The sequence below is a fragment of the Pseudomonas sp. FEMGT703P genome, from assembly GCF_002786345.1.
GTDB lineage: Bacteria > Pseudomonadota > Gammaproteobacteria > Pseudomonadales > Pseudomonadaceae > Aquipseudomonas > Aquipseudomonas peli.
Map to the genome: position 1 here is coordinate 287,009 of NZ_PGCM01000005.1, position 17,557 is coordinate 304,565.

At 61.1% G+C, this 17,557-nt stretch carries 13 protein-coding genes; 4 read left to right on the plus strand and 9 right to left on the minus strand.

Features of this window, described 5'->3' with window-relative positions:
- Positions 1 to 89 precede the first annotated feature (89 nt).
- The 3 genes from CUR33_RS05185 to CUR33_RS05195 form a co-directional block, all read right to left on the minus strand.
- Positions 90 to 4,277, minus strand: coding sequence for a bifunctional diguanylate cyclase/phosphodiesterase (locus CUR33_RS05185; RefSeq protein ID WP_289238898.1), 4,188 nt, complete (start codon positions 4,275 to 4,277; stop codon positions 90 to 92).
- Between the two features lie 627 nt (positions 4,278 to 4,904).
- On the minus strand, positions 4,905 to 5,708 hold the full coding sequence (locus tag CUR33_RS05190; protein WP_160085585.1) for an inositol monophosphatase family protein: 804 nt from the start codon (positions 5,706 to 5,708) through the stop codon (positions 4,905 to 4,907).
- Positions 5,709 to 5,726: 18 nt separating this feature from the next.
- Entirely contained in the window at positions 5,727 to 6,287 is a 561-nt protein-coding gene (locus CUR33_RS05195) for an HAD family hydrolase (RefSeq protein ID WP_160085584.1), read from the minus strand.
- A 522-nt stretch (positions 6,288 to 6,809) separates the two neighbouring features.
- On the opposite strand from CUR33_RS05195, the gene CUR33_RS20600 reads away from it, so the two are divergent.
- Complete coding sequence (locus tag CUR33_RS20600) at positions 6,810 to 7,076, plus strand: helix-turn-helix domain-containing protein (RefSeq protein WP_160085583.1); 267 nt, start codon at positions 6,810 to 6,812, stop codon at positions 7,074 to 7,076.
- Positions 7,077 to 7,297: 221 nt separating this feature from the next.
- Here CUR33_RS20600 and CUR33_RS05200 read toward each other — a convergent pair whose 3' ends face one another.
- The gene (locus tag CUR33_RS05200; protein WP_289238899.1) at positions 7,298 to 8,170 is read right to left on the minus strand and encodes a LysR family transcriptional regulator; all 873 of its coding nucleotides are present in this window, start codon (positions 8,168 to 8,170) and stop codon (positions 7,298 to 7,300) included.
- A gap of 103 nt (positions 8,171 to 8,273) precedes the next feature.
- Here CUR33_RS05200 and CUR33_RS05205 point away from each other — a divergent pair, with 103 nt between their 5' ends.
- On the plus strand, positions 8,274 to 9,800 hold the full coding sequence (locus CUR33_RS05205; RefSeq protein WP_289238900.1) for an NADH-quinone oxidoreductase subunit L: 1,527 nt from the start codon (positions 8,274 to 8,276) through the stop codon (positions 9,798 to 9,800).
- The gene (locus tag CUR33_RS05210) at positions 9,797 to 12,244 is read left to right on the plus strand and encodes a YbcC family protein (protein WP_289238901.1); all 2,448 of its coding nucleotides are present in this window, start codon (positions 9,797 to 9,799) and stop codon (positions 12,242 to 12,244) included. The genes CUR33_RS05205 and CUR33_RS05210 overlap by 4 nt, the downstream gene beginning before the upstream one ends.
- 130 nt (positions 12,245 to 12,374) lie before the next feature.
- Here the strand turns inward: CUR33_RS05210 and cysD are convergent, their stop codons facing one another.
- The gene (gene cysD / locus CUR33_RS05215; protein ID WP_045734604.1) at positions 12,375 to 13,310 is read right to left on the minus strand and encodes a sulfate adenylyltransferase subunit CysD; all 936 of its coding nucleotides are present in this window, start codon (positions 13,308 to 13,310) and stop codon (positions 12,375 to 12,377) included.
- The gene (locus CUR33_RS05220; protein ID WP_234427171.1) at positions 13,307 to 14,164 is read right to left on the minus strand and encodes a DUF6671 family protein; all 858 of its coding nucleotides are present in this window, start codon (positions 14,162 to 14,164) and stop codon (positions 13,307 to 13,309) included. Before CUR33_RS05220 ends, cysD begins: the two co-directional genes overlap by 4 nt.
- 95 nt (positions 14,165 to 14,259) lie before the next feature.
- Between CUR33_RS05220 and CUR33_RS05225 the strand changes: the two genes are divergently transcribed.
- Positions 14,260 to 15,183 carry a LysR family transcriptional regulator gene (locus CUR33_RS05225; protein WP_003245867.1) on the plus strand — a complete coding sequence of 308 codons (924 nt, stop codon included), beginning with the start codon at positions 14,260 to 14,262 and terminating at the stop codon, positions 15,181 to 15,183.
- 4 nt (positions 15,184 to 15,187) lie between these two features.
- On the opposite strand, the gene CUR33_RS05230 is transcribed toward CUR33_RS05225, so the two are convergent.
- The 3 genes from CUR33_RS05230 to CUR33_RS05240 all read right to left on the minus strand — a co-directional run bounded on the left by CUR33_RS05230 (position 15,188) and on the right by CUR33_RS05240 (position 17,557).
- The gene (locus CUR33_RS05230; RefSeq protein WP_289238902.1) at positions 15,188 to 16,129 is read right to left on the minus strand and encodes an L-threonylcarbamoyladenylate synthase; all 942 of its coding nucleotides are present in this window, start codon (positions 16,127 to 16,129) and stop codon (positions 15,188 to 15,190) included.
- A gap of 319 nt (positions 16,130 to 16,448) precedes the next feature.
- Positions 16,449 to 16,844, minus strand: coding sequence for a diacylglycerol kinase (locus tag CUR33_RS05235; protein ID WP_289238903.1), 396 nt, complete (start codon positions 16,842 to 16,844; stop codon positions 16,449 to 16,451).
- Complete coding sequence (locus tag CUR33_RS05240) at positions 16,841 to 17,557, minus strand: lipopolysaccharide kinase InaA family protein (RefSeq protein ID WP_289238904.1); 717 nt, start codon at positions 17,555 to 17,557, stop codon at positions 16,841 to 16,843. The genes CUR33_RS05235 and CUR33_RS05240 overlap by 4 nt, the downstream gene beginning before the upstream one ends.

Below are 17,557 nucleotides of genomic sequence, written 5' to 3' on the forward strand. Positions count from 1 at the left end.
GAGGGGGCGAATTCTACCTCATCCGTACTAAACAGGCATATGAAGCGTGGTCATCTGACGGACAAGCGGGGCTCATGCACGCCGGCGATTCAGCTCAGCATAAACAGGGCGGTGCCGGTAAACAGCGCGGTGAACTGGTGGGCCGGCATTGGCCTGCCCAGTAGGAAGCCCTGCACTTCGTCGCAGTCGTGGCCACGCAGGAAATCCAGCTGGGCCAGGGTTTCCACACCTTCGGCGATTACCGTGAGGTTCAGGCTGTGGGCCATGGCGATGATCGCGCGCGCGATTTGTCCGTCCTGTTCGCCATGCGGCAGGCCGTCGACAAAGCTGCGGTCGATCTTCAGCACGTCGATCGGGAATTGTTTGAGGTAGTTCAGTGAGCTGTAGCCGGTGCCGAAATCGTCGATGGCGATAAACACCCCCAGCTGCTTCAAGCTGCTCAGGGTTTGCATGGCATTGGCCACATCTTCCATGAGGATGCTTTCGGTCAGTTCCAGCTCCAGGCAGGCGGCGGGAACACCGCTCTGCTCCAGGATCTGCGCAATCCGCTGATGCAGGTCGCCTTCGGCAAACTGGCGTGCCGAGAGGTTGACCGAAATCTTCGGCACACGAATCTTCGCCTCGTGCCATTCGGCCAGTTGCCGGCACGACTCGCGCAGCACCCAGTCGCCAACCTGGACCACCAGGCCCAGCTCTTCCAAGACCGGAATAAAGTCACTGGGCGGTACCAGGCCGCGCTGTGGATGCTGCCAGCGCAACAGCGCTTCGGCGCCAGTCAGGCGTTTGCCATCGCCGGAGAATTGCGGTTGGTAGAACAGCTTGAACTCGCCCTGTTCGAGGGCGTGGCGCAGGTCGCTTTCCAGCTCCAGGCGCTGCAGGGCGCTGGCGTTCATGTCGGCCTGGTAGAACTGGAAGTTGTTCTTGCCGCGTTCCTTGGCGTGGTACATCGCCGTATCGGCGTTCTTCATCAGCTGGCTCAGCTCGTTGCCATCCTGCGGACTCAGGGCGATACCGATACTGGCGGTAACGAAGAACTCGCGGCCTTCGAGGATAAACGGCTGCGCCAGGCTGGCGAGAATCTGCTCGCCAACGTGGATTGCGCGGGTCAGTGCGCCTTCACGCTGCGCCTGGGATTGCAGCAGCAGGGTGAACTCGTCGCCGCCCATGCGCGCCACGGTGTCGTCGCTATCCACGCAGGCGCGCAGGCGCACGGCGACTTCCTTGAGCATGCGGTCGCCGGCGGCATGACCGAGGGAGTCGTTGATCGGCTTGAAGCGGTCGAGATCGAGGAACATCAGCACCACCCACTCCTGATGCCGCTCACCGTGCTGCAGTGCACTGTGCAGGCGATCCTGGAACAGGGTGCGGTTGGGCAGCTGGGTCAGGGCATCGTAATACGCCAGGCGGTGGATACGCTGCTCGCTGGCCTTGCGCTCGCTGATATCGCTGAAGAAGCATACGTAGCTGACCAGGTCGCCTTCATCGTCCTTGACCGCAGTGATGCCGACCCATGCCGGGAATTTCTCACCGTTCTTGCGCTTGAGCCACACCTCGCCCTCCCAGCTGCCTTGCTGGTTGAGCTGTTTGATCACATAGGCCAGATGGCTGGCTTGCTGAGTGTCTGCAGTCAATACGCTCGGCAGCTGGTCAAGAATCTGCTTGGAGCTGTAGCCGCTGACCCGGCTGAAGGCGTTGTTGACCTGGACGATATAGCCCGCCGGGTCAGTGACCAGAATGGCCGCCGTGGAGTGCTCGAATACCGTGGCGGCCATGCGCAGGTCTTTTTCGGCGCGGCGCTGCAGGCTGATGTCGCGGCCAACACCTAGCAAGCCTTCGAAACGGCCGCTGTCATCCCACATTGGCACCAAGCGCAGTTCCACGGGGATTTTCTGGCCATCCGCACGCAAGGCGTCAAAGACGAACAGTTGCGGCAGAAATTCGGCGCGCAGTTCGGCTAGGCGCTGCGGGTCACCGAGGGCGTTGCGCACGCGGTCGAGCAGGGCGTAGAAACCGCTGAGCTGACGCGGGTTGGTGGCCAGACTCTGGAAACCGTTGGCCAGCGCCCACTCGCTGTCATAGCCGAGCACCGGCATCACCGATGGGCTGACATAGTTGAGTTGCAGCTGGGCATCGGTGGAGAAGATCACGTCGCTGATGCTTTCCGCCAGCAGGCGATAGCGTTGCTCGCTGGTGCGCAGGGACTCGCTGTGGGTGATCTGTTCGGTGATGTCCTTGGCCACGCCAATCAATCGGCTGACCCGGCCCTTGGCATCGCGCGCCAGGGCCTGCTCGCGGATATCGAACCAGTGCCAGCTGCCATCGCGGTGCCTCCAGCGCAGCTCGAACTGCATCAACAGGCCATTGCCCAATACCTGCTGGATATTGCGCATGCGTTGGTACAGCTCGACATCGTCGGGATGCAGAATTTTTTCCCACAGCCGATCACCGAGGGCACGCATTTCCGCCTTGCTGTAGCCCAGCTGCGGGCCGAGGTGGTTGTTGCTGTACATCACCCGCTTGCCGGCGATGTCGTGCACATAGATGGTGTCGGGCACTGCGTTGACCACATCGGACCAGAAGCGCTCACGCTCGATCAGTGACGTTTCGATGCGTTTGCGGTTGGTGATATCGCTGATGCTGAGGGTCACGGCCTGCAGGTCGTCGATACTCTCCGGCAGGCGCATCAATAACCACAGGTGGCGCTCATACCCTTGTGGCGTGGTGATCTGGCGCTCCATTTCCAGCTGACCGCTACCGCTGAGCAGAACACTGAGCAGCTGCATGCGGAAGCCTTCCGGGCGCAGCGGGCCGCTATTGAACAAGTGTTGCCAGGCCTGCTGGTTGGAGTCGACACCGAGGAGTTGCAGGGCCACCTGATTGGTTTCCGTCAGGCGCAGGCGCTGGCACAGCTCAATGTGATGTTGCGGGTCTTCGTCCAACCAGCGTTGCAGGTCGGTCATGTTGCGCAGTTGCTGTTGTTGCAGGTAGCGCTGTAACTCAGCCAGGTCGAGCACGCAAAGGGCGGTGCCGGTGCCGTCGAAGATGTCCTGATAGCGTCGGCGGGTTTCCTGCAGCACATGCGAGGCATGCTGTTCTTCGGTGACATCGCGCAGCACCCAGACAAAACCGGTGCGCTTGTTGTCTTCGCTCAAGTCGCTGCGGCTGATGTCATACAGATGAGTGACGCCGTTCTGCTGAATTTCTACCAGGTCCGGGCCAAGGTCGTTGTGCAGCGCGGTGTCGTGCAGCAGCAGCGGATCGAGGCGTGGCAGCAGTTTCAGCAGGTGCCAATCACGCGCCTCATCGTTGCTCAACCCGAACATCGCTTCCGCTTGCGGGTTGAGGTACTGCAATTGGCCGCTGCTGTCGGTGACCAGCACGCGTTCTTCGATGGCGCCGAGTACGCTGGCTGCTTGCTGCAATGAGCGCCGCGAGGCGGTATTCAGTGCGTGCAGGTTGCGTTGCTCATTCAGCAGGCGGTACAGCGCCAACAGCGTGAGGGTGGCGCAGAGGATAAACAGCAGCAGCTTGCTGGCCTGCTGCGGCAGCTGTTGGGCGCGCACCTTGCGCTCGTTGAACAGCGCACGCAGTTGCCAGTCGCTGCCTTTGAGTGGGGTTTCCAACATGCTCTGGTCGAGGTTTTCCGCAGTCACAGGCGGCGCGACGGCTGCATTTTGAATGCCTTGGGCCACGTTGCTGGCAATCACCCGCTGAGCATTGCGGTCTTCCAGTAGCCAGTGATGCTGGCTTTGATGGTGTTCATTCAGCCAACCGGTAAGTGCCTGGTTGGTCAGGCGCAATATCCAGAACCCGCTGGCCGTGCTGTCGGGGTTATGCCGCAGCAGCAGGTAGATACGCCCATGCTCGTTGGCACTGAAGGTATAAAAGAAACTGTCACGGCCACCCCGTTGCAGCAACTCTTCGAGGTACAACGTGTCGTCGGTGGGCGCATGGCTGTCAGCGATGATGCGGCCCTCGGCATTCAGCCAGGCCAGGCTGCGCAGCGTCGGGAATACGCCGCGCAGCGTGTGCAGCAGTTCTTCAAGCTCATCCGGGTTGTTTGGCGGCAGCACATGGGGCTGCAGCAGCGCCTGGCCGGCACTGGCTTTCAGCGCCATGTTCAAATTGAGGTGGTTGGCCAATTGCGAACTGTAGGCCAGGCCCAGTTGCCGCTGGTTGTCGAGCAGTTGCTGAGATTCCTGGCGCAGTTGCCAGAGCAGCAGCACCAACATGCTCAGCACCAACACCACCAGTGCGCCACGGGTCGGCCCACGCATCGTCGCAGCCGGCGGCGCGCCGGGAGTACGCGGTGTGATTGGGGGCGTGACTGTTGGCAAAGACCTACATCCTGGGGGCTGGGCGACGATGACGGTTCCTGGGGGCGCAGAATGGCCGGCAGGCAGGGGGCGGCTAGCATGCCATAACCGTGGCAAAGTGCCAGCGCCGCCGACGAGCGTCGTTTGCCCTGTTCGGCGCATTCCGGTAGCTTTGCCGCACGCGCGCGTGGCTGTATGAGCAGGATGCTGCGCAGGTAGCGCCTGGCGGCTCCGTCCCCGCCGTTTAGCCTTAGGCTACACGTATCAGTTGGCGGCTTCTCTTTCGTTTCAACCCAGAACCAAGGTCATCATGGCTCAATATGCGTATCTGCCTTATTAACTTTTAGTCACGTTTTGCGATCTGTAGTAGAGCCCTCATGTTCACTGGCTTTCCAGCCTCTCCAGTATGTTTTTCCTCTCAATTCTATGTCAGGGCAGAGCTTTTAGTTAGCTTTTGCTGATTTTGGGTCAAATTTAGGCTCCCAAACTTAACTTTTTGTAAGTGATCCTATATTTGCGTCTTGCCTGGCATCACCAGTCGATTCCCCGTTGTGCGGCAATAAATTACGGAGCGCATTGGCCTTCCTCTCATTGGAATACTCTCTCCCATTTGCGGCTGGCAAGTGTGATGCATGCAAGCGATGCCCCTCCGAAAACTCGATTACCCACGATGCCAAGACTGTCTTCCGCGTAGCGCGTGATTTCTACACCATCTTGGTCTAACAGAGTTCCCCCCGCACCTTTTAGAATTGCATGCCCTGCCGCTACATCGTGGGCCGATACCGGGACGACTGACACCGCAGCAACTGCGTCCCCTGCAGCAACCCTTGCAAGGCGATAAGCAATGCTAGGCATAGGATGAAATACTGCAGGTTCACAGAGTTCAGCGTTGATCATTTGTTTGCGAAAGGCGGCGGTGCTTACCATTACCTTGCAGCCAGCTTCTAGCGCAGCTCCGCGAAGGCTGGTTTGAAGGATTTGTGCATTACGGCGAATGCCCCTAAGTCCCTCCGTCCAAGCGATACAATCTGGAGGACCCTCAACCGTTACGGGTGCATAAACGACGCCAAGGATTGGGACTTCGTTTCTAAGGAGAGCAACAGATATTGCGGAGCCCTTAAGCCCATTCAAGAAGTCAGCTGTTCCATCATTCGGGTCCACCACCCAACAGTATTTAGCACGACTCAAGCTCGCCTCGGTTTCTTCGCCCCAAAAGTCGCAGCGAGAAATTTCTAGTAGAGCGACACGCAGCCGCTCTTCGATCTCGATGTCGACCGCTGCCTTGTCGCCTGACCCACGTGGCCCCGATGGGCGCTCCCATTCGGCGATAATCAACTTTCCTGCGTCGAGCACCTGTTCCGTAACACGATCAAGCGTTTCTATGTAGTTCATACGATTCGTATTGGTGTATTAGCAGCTGCCTGGGAAGCAATGAGCTAGGAGCTCTCCTTGCCCTCTGTTGATTTGACGGGCCTTAATTCCGAAAGCTCTTGGGCCATCGTAATCGGCACGCTTGCTGTCCCCGATAAACAATGCATCGCGAGGCCGGCATTTCAAAAGTCGGCAGGTGCTTGCGTAAATTTCAGGATCTGGCTTGGCCGCGCCAATTTCACAGCTGAAAATGAAATCGCTGACCATAGGTAAAAGTCCCCGCACTGCAGCGCAGTATTCGAAAGCGAGGTTGCTGCACACAGCGATCTGAAATCCCCGGCCGCGCCATTCGAGCAGCGTCTGCGGCACGTCGGGGTAAAGACGAAAGCTATCTATTTCGGTCTTAATCTGGCGCTCTAGATATGGGGCTAAAAATCCCACATCGAGTTCATCTGCCAAAACACTAATGGGCTCATTACGGGTAAGAAACGGAAGCCGCATCTCTCCGCCTGCTGCATCAGCGAGCTTGGAGTAAGGATTTGTGCGGCGCGGTCTCTTTTCAATCAAGGTACCGAAGACGTCCAGAATCAAGGTTGTCATGACTACGGCGCCGAACAAGACTGTCCTGCCGCGTATATAACCTCGCACACTGCGCCGTTCAGTGCGGAGGGACTCCCCGTTACATATTGAGCAAGGTTATCTACCACGTAGGCATATGCTACAGCGGTATCGAGAACAAGGCGCTCTGCACGCAATAGCTTTTGCATCTGCCAAACACTGGTGCCATTCACGTGATCAGGGGTCACTAACATTACGTCCGCGACTCGACGAATTTGGTTCTGACACGCCATCAGATTCTTCAGGGATTGACCGTCCGAAATGAGCAGCATCCTGCTCAGCTCTATATCTCCTCCGCACTCAACCAGCCGCACGTAAAACCAGGGCTGGTGAATTGTGTGCTCTACGGATTTCCACATTCGGTGTTCGTTGCCGAATAGTGATCCAAGGTCAACCTCTGCCTGCTTGTGAGTTAAAAACATAAAATACCTCGACCTATGCTCTATCGAGTATAGCCCTTTGCGCGCTCGAACGGCTTCATGATTCCTTTTGCGAGAGTGGCAAATGGAAATCAGGGCGGCGGTTGGAATTGCGATACGGAAGATCAGGATTTCTTGTGCGGTGCCACAAGAGGGGCTAGGGCCGAGTCAGTCTTATGTGAGTGACGTTGAGCGAGGGATGAAGTCACCATCTATTGAGAAGATCGACGACATCGCGACCGTGTTGGGAGTCCATCCAGTTACCCTTCTTGCCTATGCCTATGTTCAGGCTGGAGTCCCGGCGAGCGATTTGCTTGAGCGAGTCCACTCTGAGTTATCGAAACTTGAGTGACCCAAAATACGACGAGATCATGGCCCGCTATGCTGGTCATCTGAAAGACCGAAGCGACCTGCTCGAAGGACTTGATGTAGGGAGTAGGAATTTTCACTGAGGCCGTAACATTAAAACCATTCCCCCAGGCTGCTTTCGGCCAGAAGCGGCCGTTGAGTATTTGTGAACGCGACAAGAGTCCAATAAATCTTTGCTCCGTGTTGATGCTTAATCCCTTGCGATCAAGACTTGCTTAGCAACTCATCAAGAATGCCAAGGCCAAAGTGGCGCTGGAGCGTGACCGCAAAGAACTGCTCGGCAATGTCTGGCAGCTCGGCATATAGCTGCAGGGTGCCGTGGAGCAGCTCGTCCTGTACAACAACGGCGGGCAGCAGGGCGATGTCGCCGGAGTCGCGGGCCAGCAGGCGCAGCATGGCCATATCATCCACCTCGGCACAGATATGCGGGCTCAGGCCGTGGCTGTTGCAGTAGACCTCGAACTGGCTGCGAATATCGCTGCTGCGCCCCGGCACGATCAGGCGGGCCTGCTGCAGATCAGCGGGCAAGGTGAACGGCGCAAGCCCCGTCCGGGGCGGCCCCACCAGGCACACGCTTTGCCGGTCCAGCAGGCGGCAACGCCAGGCTCGTTGGCCATCTCCACTGACCGCCTGGTTGGTCAGTACAACATCCAGTTTGTGCAAGGCTAGACGCTCCAGCAACTCCTCCAGGCTGCCGGACTCAAGGGTGATACGCACCTGCGCACGGCCGAGAAAGGGCCGCAGCAGGTTTTCCTGAAAGTTACGCGACAGGGTTGCAACGGCGCCGATGCGTAAAGGCTGGATGTCCTGCTGAGCGCCTTGCAGGGTCATCTGCAATTCGCTGCCCAGCGCAAAGATGCTTTCGGCGTAGTCCAGCACCAGTCGTCCCGCTTCGGTCAGCGTCAGGCTGCGACCGCTGCGAATAAACAGCGCGTGGCCCAGCTCGTCTTCCAGGGTGCGGATTTGTGTGGACAGCGCCGATTGCGACACATGTAGCGAGTGGGCAGCGCGTGTGAGGTTGCCTTCCTTGGCCACGGCCCAGAAGTAGTGCAAGTGGTGAAAGTTGAGTCGGCGCACGCTGGATTCCTAAAAAGAGAATGATCCATTCATATCAATCTATTTTTAATACTTCAAGCGCTACGGGAGACTAGATCCAGTTGATGGATTAGGAGCTACGCCCGTGCCGATCATTCTCCCGCCCCTGGTCGAACTGTTGCCCTGGGTGTATGCCCTGACGCTGATTCCAGCCAGCCTCTTACACACTCGCGATCACTTCTGGTGGTCGGCCCGGGGCGCCGGCTACCTCGGTTTGAGCCTGGTTCTGGCAGCCTGGCTGCAGGCGGCTCTTAACGAACAGAGTGATGATCGACTGGGCCTGGCCATGGCGGGGCTGGTCAGTGTGCTGGCGTTGGTGATCATCGACTATTCCCGGCGCTATCTGGAGGGCGAGCTCGGGCAGCAGCGCTATGTGCTGGCCTTGCTCGGTACGTTGGCGGCGGTGGCCACGGTGGTCACCAGCACCGACCTGGCGCTGCTGGTTGCTGCCTGGATTCTCTCCAGCTTGTGCCTGCATCAGCTGCTCACGTTTTACCGCGACCGTCCGCAGGCCCTGGTGGTGGCGCACAAGAAATTCCTCGCCAGTCGCCTGGCCGATGTCTGTTTGCTGCTGGCCACCGGGTTGCTGGTACGCTCTGGCGGTGACAGCAGCATCACGGTGATTCTCGACGCCGTGAACAGCCGCCTGCAGGCCAGCGGGCAGCTCGGCTGGGACCTGCAACTGGCGGCGCTGCTGCTGGCCCTGGCAGTGATCTTGAAGTCCGCGCAGCTGCCGGTGCATGGCTGGCTGATCCAGGTGATGGAAGCGCCGACGCCGGTGTCAGCGCTGCTGCACGCCGGGCTGGTCAACCTGGGTGGTTTCCTGCTGCTGCGCTTTGCCCCGCTGTTTTCTGCCGCCGTGCCGGCGCAAAGCGTGCTGGTCGTGGTCGGTGGCCTGACCGCAGTGCTCGCCGCGCTGGTGATGATGACGCGCATCAGCATCAAGGTCCGCCTGGCCTGGTCGACCTGCGCGCAGATGGGCCTGATGCTGCTGGAGTGCGGCCTAGGGCTCTACGAACTGGCCCTGGTGCACCTGTTGGCACACTCGCTGTACAAGGCCCATGCCTTCCTAGCCGCAGGCGAGACGGTGGCCCAGGTGCGCCAACATGCCCTGCAGCCCGCTGTTGCGCGGCCAGGTTTAGGTGATCTGCTCTGGGCCCTGTTGTTGGTCGGCCTGGCCCTGGCGCTGCTGCAGGGTACGTGGACCTGGCTGCTGCCGACCCACGAGCTGCCCTTGGTGGCCCTGGCCATTCTCGCCATCGGTCTTGCCCCCTGGTGCCTGCGCCGCGGGCAGGTGTTGCAGGGGCTGAGCATGTTCGTGCTGCTGCTGGCGGCCTACCTGCTCTGGCACCAGGCCGCCGCCTGGATTCTGGATACCCCGTTAACGCACGCGCCACTGCTGCTGACTGGGCTGGCCCTGCTGCTGTTTTTCGGTCTGTACCTGCTGCAGGCGCTGATCCTGGCGCGCCCCCAGGGCGCACTGGCCCAGCGCCTGTATCCGCTGGCCTTTGCTGGTTTCTACCTGGATGAGCACTTCACCCGCCTGACCTTCCGCCTGTGGCCGGTGCGTTCGCCCCAGCCCCTGACTTCGCCTACTGGAGACCGCCCATGACTGCGCTCGAACATTTCGCCAGCCTCGACCGGGATGCGCTGCACGAGGCTGCGCGGCAGGCCTGTGCGCGCATCGCCCCGACCTGGCCGCTGGACCGCATGATCGCCGTCAACCCGCTGTGGGAGCGCCGAGAGCACGCCTGGTCAACCGTCGCCGCAGAGCTCTGGCAACGGGCTGGCAGTCCGCTGACGCTAAGCGCTGCCGACTACCGGAGTGCCTGGCAGGCCGGTCGCATCGGCGCCCATCACCTGCAGCAGGCCCTGGCGGAACAGGCCGAGCCCTTGACCCTCGCACAGGTGCTGCAGGCCCTGGAGATACCGCCTGCGGCACACCCCGGGCTACCTCTGCTGGAAGACCTGGCCGATCCCGGCATCCCGCTGCCGGGTTGGCCGGTGCTGATTACTCAGCAGATTGGTCAGTGCTGCGCCGCCTGGTTCGACCACGAGCAGGCCGACTGGCGCCCGGAAGCCGGCGCCGGGCTTTATCAGACCTGGCGCAGCAGCATGCTGGCAGACAGAGGGTTGAGCGTACTCAGTGACTGCCGCGACTTGCACGGGCGCATTGCCGAGCTGCCGCTGCAGCCCCACGCGGCGCTTGAGGCCGCGGTGCAGCGCCTTGGACTGAGCGCTGAGGACTGGGCGCCCTGGTTCGACTGCCTGTTGCTGCGCAGCCTGGGGTGGGCCTCCTGGTGTGCGTACAAGCGCTGGCAGGCCAACCTGCAGGGGCAGGATGACCCGACCACGCTGGAGTTGCTGGCCATCCGCGCCGCCTGGGAGTGGCTGGTGGATGATCGCCAGCGCGATGGGCAGAGCCGCTGGCGGCGTTGGCGCGCGGCCTGGCAGAGCGGTTTGCAGCAGCCACCCTCAGCCACCTGGCAGGCCTTACAAGTGTGGCAACGGGCCGACGAGCTGGCCTGGCAGGAACAGCTGCAACAGAAACTTTGCCGGGCGGAATCGGCAGCACCGCTGCAGGCGCCGCTGGCCAAGCTGTTTTTCTGCATCGATGTGCGCTCCGAGCCCCTGCGCCGCGCTCTGGAGCAGGTCTGTCCGGACCTTGAGACCGGTGGTTTTGCCGGCTTCTTCGGCCTGCCCATTGCCTACACGCCGCTGGGCACTGCCGCCACCCGCCCGCAGTTGCCAGGGCTGCTGGCACCGCAGCTGCAGGTCAGCGACAGCAGCGGCGATGCCGCGCAGGATAACCACCTGGCGCAGCGCCGCCAGGCGCGGCTGGCCCGTCAGGGCGGCTGGCGTCTGTTTGAGCGCTTGCCAGCGTCGACCTTTACCCTGGTCGAGAGTGTGGGCCTGGGCTATGCCGGCGCGCTGCTCGGGCGCACCTGTGGCCTGTCCTCGGGTACTCAAGAGGCACATCGCAGCGGCTGGCGTCCTGCCGAGTGGCAGCAGTTGCACCCGCAATTGCCGGCCCTGTCACTGACTCAGAAGACCGATCTGGCCGCGCGCATCCTCCAGGCTATGGGGCTCAAAGGCCCGGTCCCGGCGCTGCTGGTGCTGCTCGGGCACGGCAGCCAGAGTGCCAACAATCCCCAGGCGGCCGGGCTCGACTGCGGTGCATGCTGCGGCCAGAGCGGCGAGGTCAATGCGCGCCTGCTGGCCGGCCTGCTCAACGACCGCGAGGTGCGCATCGAACTGCGCCAGCGCGGGCATGACCTGCCGGCTCACTGCCATGTGCTGGCCGGCCTGCACAACACCACCACCGACGAGGTGCAAGTGTTTGCCCACGCGTCGATTCCGGTGGCCCTTCAAGAGGACTGGCTGCGCGTGCGTCAGGCGCTGGACCTGGCCGCTGCCCAGGTGCGCCAGGAGCGCGCGGCCGGGTTGGGCCTGACGGCGCTGCAGGGGCAGCCGGTCAAACTGCTTGATCGGCTGCGCCGGCGTGCCCGTGACTGGTCGCAGACCCGGCCCGAATGGGGCCTGGCCAATAACGCCGCGTTTATCGCCGCGCCGCGCGCGCGTACTCGCGGTGTCGACCTGCAGGGCCGCGCCTTTCTGCACGACTACGACTGGCGCGAGGATGCCGAGGGCGCTGTGCTGGAGCTGATCATGACCGCGCCCATGGTGGTGGCGCACTGGATCAACCTGCAGTACTTCACCTCGACCACCGACAATGCGCGCTTCGGCAGTGGCAACAAGTTGCTGCACAACGTGGTCGGCGGGCATATCGGCGTGTTCGAGGGCAGCGGCGGCGATCTGCGCATCGGCCTGGCCCGCCAGTCGCTGCACGATGGCCAGCAGTGGAGGCATCGCCCGCTGCGCCTGCATGTGGTGATCGAGGCGCCGCAGGCCATGATCGACCGGGTCATCGACAACCACCCCGTGGTGCGCGACCTGGTCCTGCATGGCTGGCTGTACCTGCTGCGCATGGATGGTCAACCCGCCCAGCTGGAGCGGCGCACCGCAACAGGCTGGCAACCGCTGCCGGGAGCCTGATCGATAATGGCCGCGCCTATAGGGCACGGCCTTGTCACATCTCGGTCAGTCCGCGCCGCCGGCTTCGCGTAGCGCAAACAAAAAGCCGCCTGTTTATTCAGGCGGCTTTTTATTCAGTACTGCGAGCCGGTTAGAAGTACCCCTCGATTTTCTTCTTTTCCATCGAGCCATCCTGGTCATGGTCGATGATGCGGCCCTGACGTTCGGAGGTCCGGGTCAGCAGCATTTCTTGGATGATCTCCGGCAGCGATTGCGCCCTCGACTCGACAGCGCCAGTCAGTGGGTAGCAACCGAGGGTGCGGAAACGTAACCAGCGTGTCTGGATGCTCGCGCGCTGCTCTGGGGTGAGGTGCGCCAGCAGGCGCTCGTCGTCCACGCAGATCAGCGTGCCATGCAGCTCGACCACTGGGCGCGGCGCCGCCCGGTAGAGGTCGACGATCTCGATCCCTTCAAGGTGGATGTACTGCCAGATGTCCAGTTCGGTCCAGTTCGACAGGGGAAATACCCGCAGGCTCTCGCCTGCGTTGATCCGCGTGTTGTACAGCTGCCAGAGTTCCGGCCGTTGCTGCTTGGGGTCCCAGCGCTGGTGCGCGTCGCGGAACGAGCAGACGCGCTCCTTAGCCCGTGACTTCTCTTCGTCGCGGCGCGCCCCGCCAAAACAGGCATCGAAACCGTACTGCGCCAGCGCCTGCTTAAGCGCCTCGGTCTTCATGATGTCGGTGTACTTGGCCGAACCCACGGAGAACGGGGTGATGTTCAGGCGCTCGCCATCGGGGTTGATGTGTACGCGCATGTCCAGCCCCAGGCGCGCGGCCAGGCGGTCGCGGAACTGGCCCATTTCGGCAAACTCCCAGCCGGTGTCCACGTGCAGCAGCGGAAAGGGCAGCGGCCCCGGAAAGAATGCCTTGCGCGCCAGGTGCAGCAGCACGGTGGAGTCCTTGCCGATCGAATAGAACAGGCAGGGGGTGCGCATCACGGCCACCACCTCGCGCAGGATGTGCATGGCTTCGGCTTCGAGCGCGCGCAGGTGACTCAAGCGCTGATTTGCAGGGACGAAAGCATTCATGGGTTGCATAGCTCACATTGGCCGGCACTGGCTAATTGGGTCACGGGATGTCGTTCTTCATGCTGACAGGCCGGGCACACCCAGATGTGTGCGGCCGCTAATGGGGTGCTCAGACCACAGTCCACGCATAGCAGGCCGGGCTCGCTGCGCGCCACGGCAAAACCGCATGCCTGACAGCTCGGGCAGTGGCTGCTCAGGCGCTTCGCCAGTTGCCCCGCGGCATCACGGATCACCGTCTGGCGTAGCGGGTTCAGATGGGCGCGCATGTCGGTCTCCAGCCAGATCTTCGGTTCGCGCGCCAGCAGCCAGTCCAGTTGAGCGAGCAGCCAGTCGCGCTCGCGAATACCCTTACGGAACCAAGCTTCGCCGGGACGCCCGAGAATCAGGGCATGTTCGGGAAAGCGGGCGCGCTGCATAAAAATCTCGGCGCCTTCCAGGCTGTCGACCTCGACCTGGGCATAGTTGGTCGCTCCCGAGCCTGCCAAGGCAAAGACCGGGTACTGCAATTCTGCATCCCATAGGCAGAGAATTTCGTAGTCCCAGGGCATCCAGCCCAGGTGCGGATCACGGCCGAAGCTGCCTTCACTGCCCAGCCCGTAGCGCACCCCGCCTAGTGCACAGGCCAGTTTGGCTTTGCTAAGCGCAGTGTCGTGGGCGCTGCCCGTACGCGCGACGTCGCGGCTGAAGGTGCCAAAGTGGTCGGTGTCGTAGCTGCTGATCGATTCGATGCACAAGCCCAGAGGAGCCAAGGCGTCGGTGACTAACCGGCCCTTGTCATGGCAGGTGAGGAAGGCAACGGGTTGCACCTGGTTCAACGCAGCGGGGTGCCCATGCGGGGCGAGAGCGGCAGACATGGCGAGAATCCCTGAAATGACGACACAGGCATTTTCTCCAGTACTTGATATAGTCAAAAATAGATTATCAGCCTAAAAACCATCGGTATTTAGCAATGCAGAGACCGCGCTTCCATACCCGTCAGACCACGTTTCGCCAGCTGGAAACCTTTCTCGCCGTGGCCGAGCGTCTCAGCGTGACAGAAGCAGCCCGTGCCCTGCACCTGGCCCAGCCTTCAGTGTCGACGCAGGTCGCCAAACTTGAGCAGGCGCTGGGCATGAACCTGTTCGAGCAACTGGGCAAGCGCTTACACCTGACCGATGCCGGGCGCGAGGTGCAGGCCGGGGCTCGGGAAATCTTCGATGCCCTCGATCACCTAGAAATGCGCCTGGCTCACCTCAATGGCCTGACTGCCGGGCAGCTCAGGCTGGGAGCGGTGACCACGGCCAAGTACCTGGTGCCACGCCTGCTGGGGCCCTTTTGCCGGCAGTACCCTCAGGTTGAGGTCGAGCTGAACATCGCAAACCGCTCGGAAGTGATCCGCCGCCTGGAAGACAATCGGGACGACCTCTATGTGTTCAGCCAGCCGCCGCGCCATCTGGATCTGGACGCCATGCCGCTGGCCGATAATCCGCTGGTGGTGATTGCGCCGGCCGGCCATCGTTTCACCGGTCAGCGTATTCGCTGGGAGCAACTGGCTGCGGAGCCGTTTCTCAGCCGTGAGCCAGGTTCCGGTACGCGCTTGGCCATTGAGGAGCACTTTGCCCGCTTTGGTTGGGTGCTGAAGCCGCAGATGACCATCGAGAGCAACGAAGCGATCAAGGAATCCGTCGCGGCGGGGCTGGGTATTGCCATCCTGTCGCGACATACCCTGATTCACACAGCACCGGGCAATCTGGTCGAGCTGGATGTAGAGGGGTTTCCGATCCCCAACCGCTGGTACCTGGTGCGCTGGCGGACCAAGAATCCGTCACCGGCGGCGCAGGCCTTCAGTCGCTTTGCCGAAGTGCCGCTGGAGACCCCAACACTGCCGGAGTGAAGCCTTAAATCCGTTGACTGGCGCGGGCCAGGCGGTCGTGTACTGCCGCCCAGGCATCCTGATGTGGTGGCAGCTGGATATACAGGCGCTCCAGCCCCAGTGCATCGAGTTGATAAAGCGCCGCATAGAGACCGGCCGCATAGGCCTGCGGCTCGTTCCCCAGGTTTAGTGCCGGACCCTGGCTGGATTGCGCCTGACCGCACCAGAGCCAGCCGTAAAGTGGCGAGGCGAGCGCCTCTGCAGGTGCCTGGTCGAAAGCCAGGCTCACAGTGCTGGGGGCGTAATGGCGATGGTGCTGGCCCGGGGCGCGCACGCCACCGTCCTTACCTTCCAGCGGCTCGCCGAGCACAGCCTCCAGCTGAAGCTGGCCGAGCATGCCGCGGCGCAGTAGGCGCGGGCTGTCACCGGGCAGCAGGCTGACAATGCTCGACTCCAGGCCCACCGGGCAGGCGCCGCCATCGAGAATCCAAAGGTCACTGTCGGCAAACTGCTGCGCCACATGCGCGGCGCTGGTAGGGCTGATCGACATGTAGCGGTTGGCTGACGGCGCTACCAGGCCACCGCCGAACGCCGCCAGCAGAGCCTGCGCCTGCGGATGGGCCGGCACCCTTAGCGCCACACTGTCCTGGCCGGCGGTGACGTTGCGCGAAACCTCGTCACGGGCGGGTAAAACCAGGGTCAGCGGACCCGGCCAACAGGCCTGCATCAGGCGCTGGGCGGCGGCGGGCACCTCTGCGGCCCACTCGACGACCTGCTCCGCGCGCTGTAGATGAACGATCAGCGGGTTGCTGCTCGGGCGTCCCTTGAGTGCAAACACCTGCTGGATGGCTGCATCCTGGCGCGCGTCGGCCGCCAGGCCATAGACGGTTTCCGTGGGCATGGCGACCAGGTGGCCGGCGCGCAGGCGGGCGGCGCATTCGTAAAAATTACTTGTGATAAAGGGCATAGCGAGGTGTGTGCAGAGTCTGAATGGTCAGATTCTCTCACGCATTGCGCATCGAAACTTACCCTTGGTCGATGTGCAAATAGTGATTTCACCAAAAAAAATTTGTGAAAACTTGCTGCTCTTGAACGGTAACTTTTGGCATGCAGCAGACAACTGCCTGGGGTTCTCGCGCAGGTAGGTGATTATGCGCCCGTCGCCTGGTCGCAGGCCGGTGCAAATTTTCGCGTATCAGTGCGACATGCCTACGCCAGGGTGCCTTCGCTGGCCGTTTTACGGGCAGGCATAAATGGACAGCCTTCTATAGTTTGTTAATTGGGAGCTATAGCAGGATGAAGCCCCAGGTAAGTGTGATCATTATCAGAGCAATTAATTGCGCTGCACTCCCCATATCCTTGGCTTGCTTGGACAACGGGTGGATGGTCAGAGAAATACGGTCGACGGTAGCCTCAATAGCCGAGTTGAGCAGTTCCACGACTAGCGCAAGCATTGGCACGAGCATTAGCAGAACTCGCTCACTGCGGGTCACGTCAACCACACAGGCCAGCGGCATAAGCACTGCGTTTAACAGCACCAGCTGCCGGAAAGCGGCTTCGCCCTGAAATGCTGCTCGCAAGCCTGCTAGCGAGTATCCAGTGGCATAAAGAATGCGGGTAAAGCCGCTTCGGCCTTTCAACGAGAGGGCATCCAATTCGTCGTTGTATGGTTTGTTACTCATGGTTGCAACGCTCCAGCAGGTCCATTCAAGGCTTGCTGATAGGCCTGATGGATAAATAACAGGTCAGTTTCAGGTATGTCTCCACGGTGTCGCCCTAACTGGCCTAAGTCACGGCGAGCCGCATCTTTGATTCGAAAACGCCGGCGGCTTTTTTCAAGGTCGAGCAAGGCTATATCTACCTCCACCGCACCGTTTTTGTCTGCCTGGGCCTTAACGAAGATATGCTGGGGGTAACAGCAACCATGCTGCCAACCCGCAAGATGCAAGCGTGCGAGGGTTGCTGCGAGTTGTCTTAGTACAGCATTCGTGAGTGCAGCACTGTTCTTGCTGGTGTACCACTGCTCTAGGCTGACAAAGCCTTGCAGTGCGTCGGTAACTAGCAAAGCTTGCCAATTGGCGTGCTGCTGCCGTGCAGCGCAATAGACGATGTTAGGTGTCTTGATGCCCAGGCGGGCAAAAGCGCGATAGGCCTGCAATTCACGCAAGATGGTCGGGCGGCCAAATGGATGCAAAAAAGTTCGGTAGATATGCCCAACCTGGCGCTTGCAGTACAAGGGTGTCCGCATTAAATCGCGCTGCTGCAACAATTGAACGCCGCTTTCGCCACCACGTCGCTTGTTGGCCGGTTCAACCCAGATACCGGAGCTATTCCACCAGCGATCAAATTCTGTAGTGATGAGCTGCGGCGATGCTTTTTCGGTCATTACGCCCAT

Coding starts and splice junctions, on each gene's coding strand:
- CUR33_RS05240 (WP_289238904.1), bottom strand. CDS start 17,557: ATGGGCGTAATGACCGAAAAAGCATCGCCGCAGCTCATCACTACAGAA.
- CUR33_RS05235 (WP_289238903.1), bottom strand. CDS start 16,844: ATGAGTAACAAACCATACAACGACGAATTGGATGCCCTCTCGTTGAAA.
- CUR33_RS05185 (WP_289238898.1), bottom strand. CDS start 4,277: ATGCGTGGGCCGACCCGTGGCGCACTGGTGGTGTTGGTGCTGAGCATG.
- CUR33_RS05225 (WP_003245867.1), top strand. CDS start 14,260: ATGCAGAGACCGCGCTTCCATACCCGTCAGACCACGTTTCGCCAGCTG.
- CUR33_RS20600 (WP_160085583.1), top strand. CDS start 6,810: ATGGAAATCAGGGCGGCGGTTGGAATTGCGATACGGAAGATCAGGATT.
- CUR33_RS05210 (WP_289238901.1), top strand. CDS start 9,797: ATGACTGCGCTCGAACATTTCGCCAGCCTCGACCGGGATGCGCTGCAC.
- CUR33_RS05190 (WP_160085585.1), bottom strand. CDS start 5,708: ATGAACTACATAGAAACGCTTGATCGTGTTACGGAACAGGTGCTCGAC.
- CUR33_RS05230 (WP_289238902.1), bottom strand. CDS start 16,129: ATGCCCTTTATCACAAGTAATTTTTACGAATGCGCCGCCCGCCTGCGC.
- CUR33_RS05220 (WP_234427171.1), bottom strand. CDS start 14,164: ATGTCTGCCGCTCTCGCCCCGCATGGGCACCCCGCTGCGTTGAACCAG.
- cysD (WP_045734604.1), bottom strand. CDS start 13,310: ATGAATGCTTTCGTCCCTGCAAATCAGCGCTTGAGTCACCTGCGCGCG.
- CUR33_RS05195 (WP_160085584.1), bottom strand. CDS start 6,287: ATGACAACCTTGATTCTGGACGTCTTCGGTACCTTGATTGAAAAGAGA.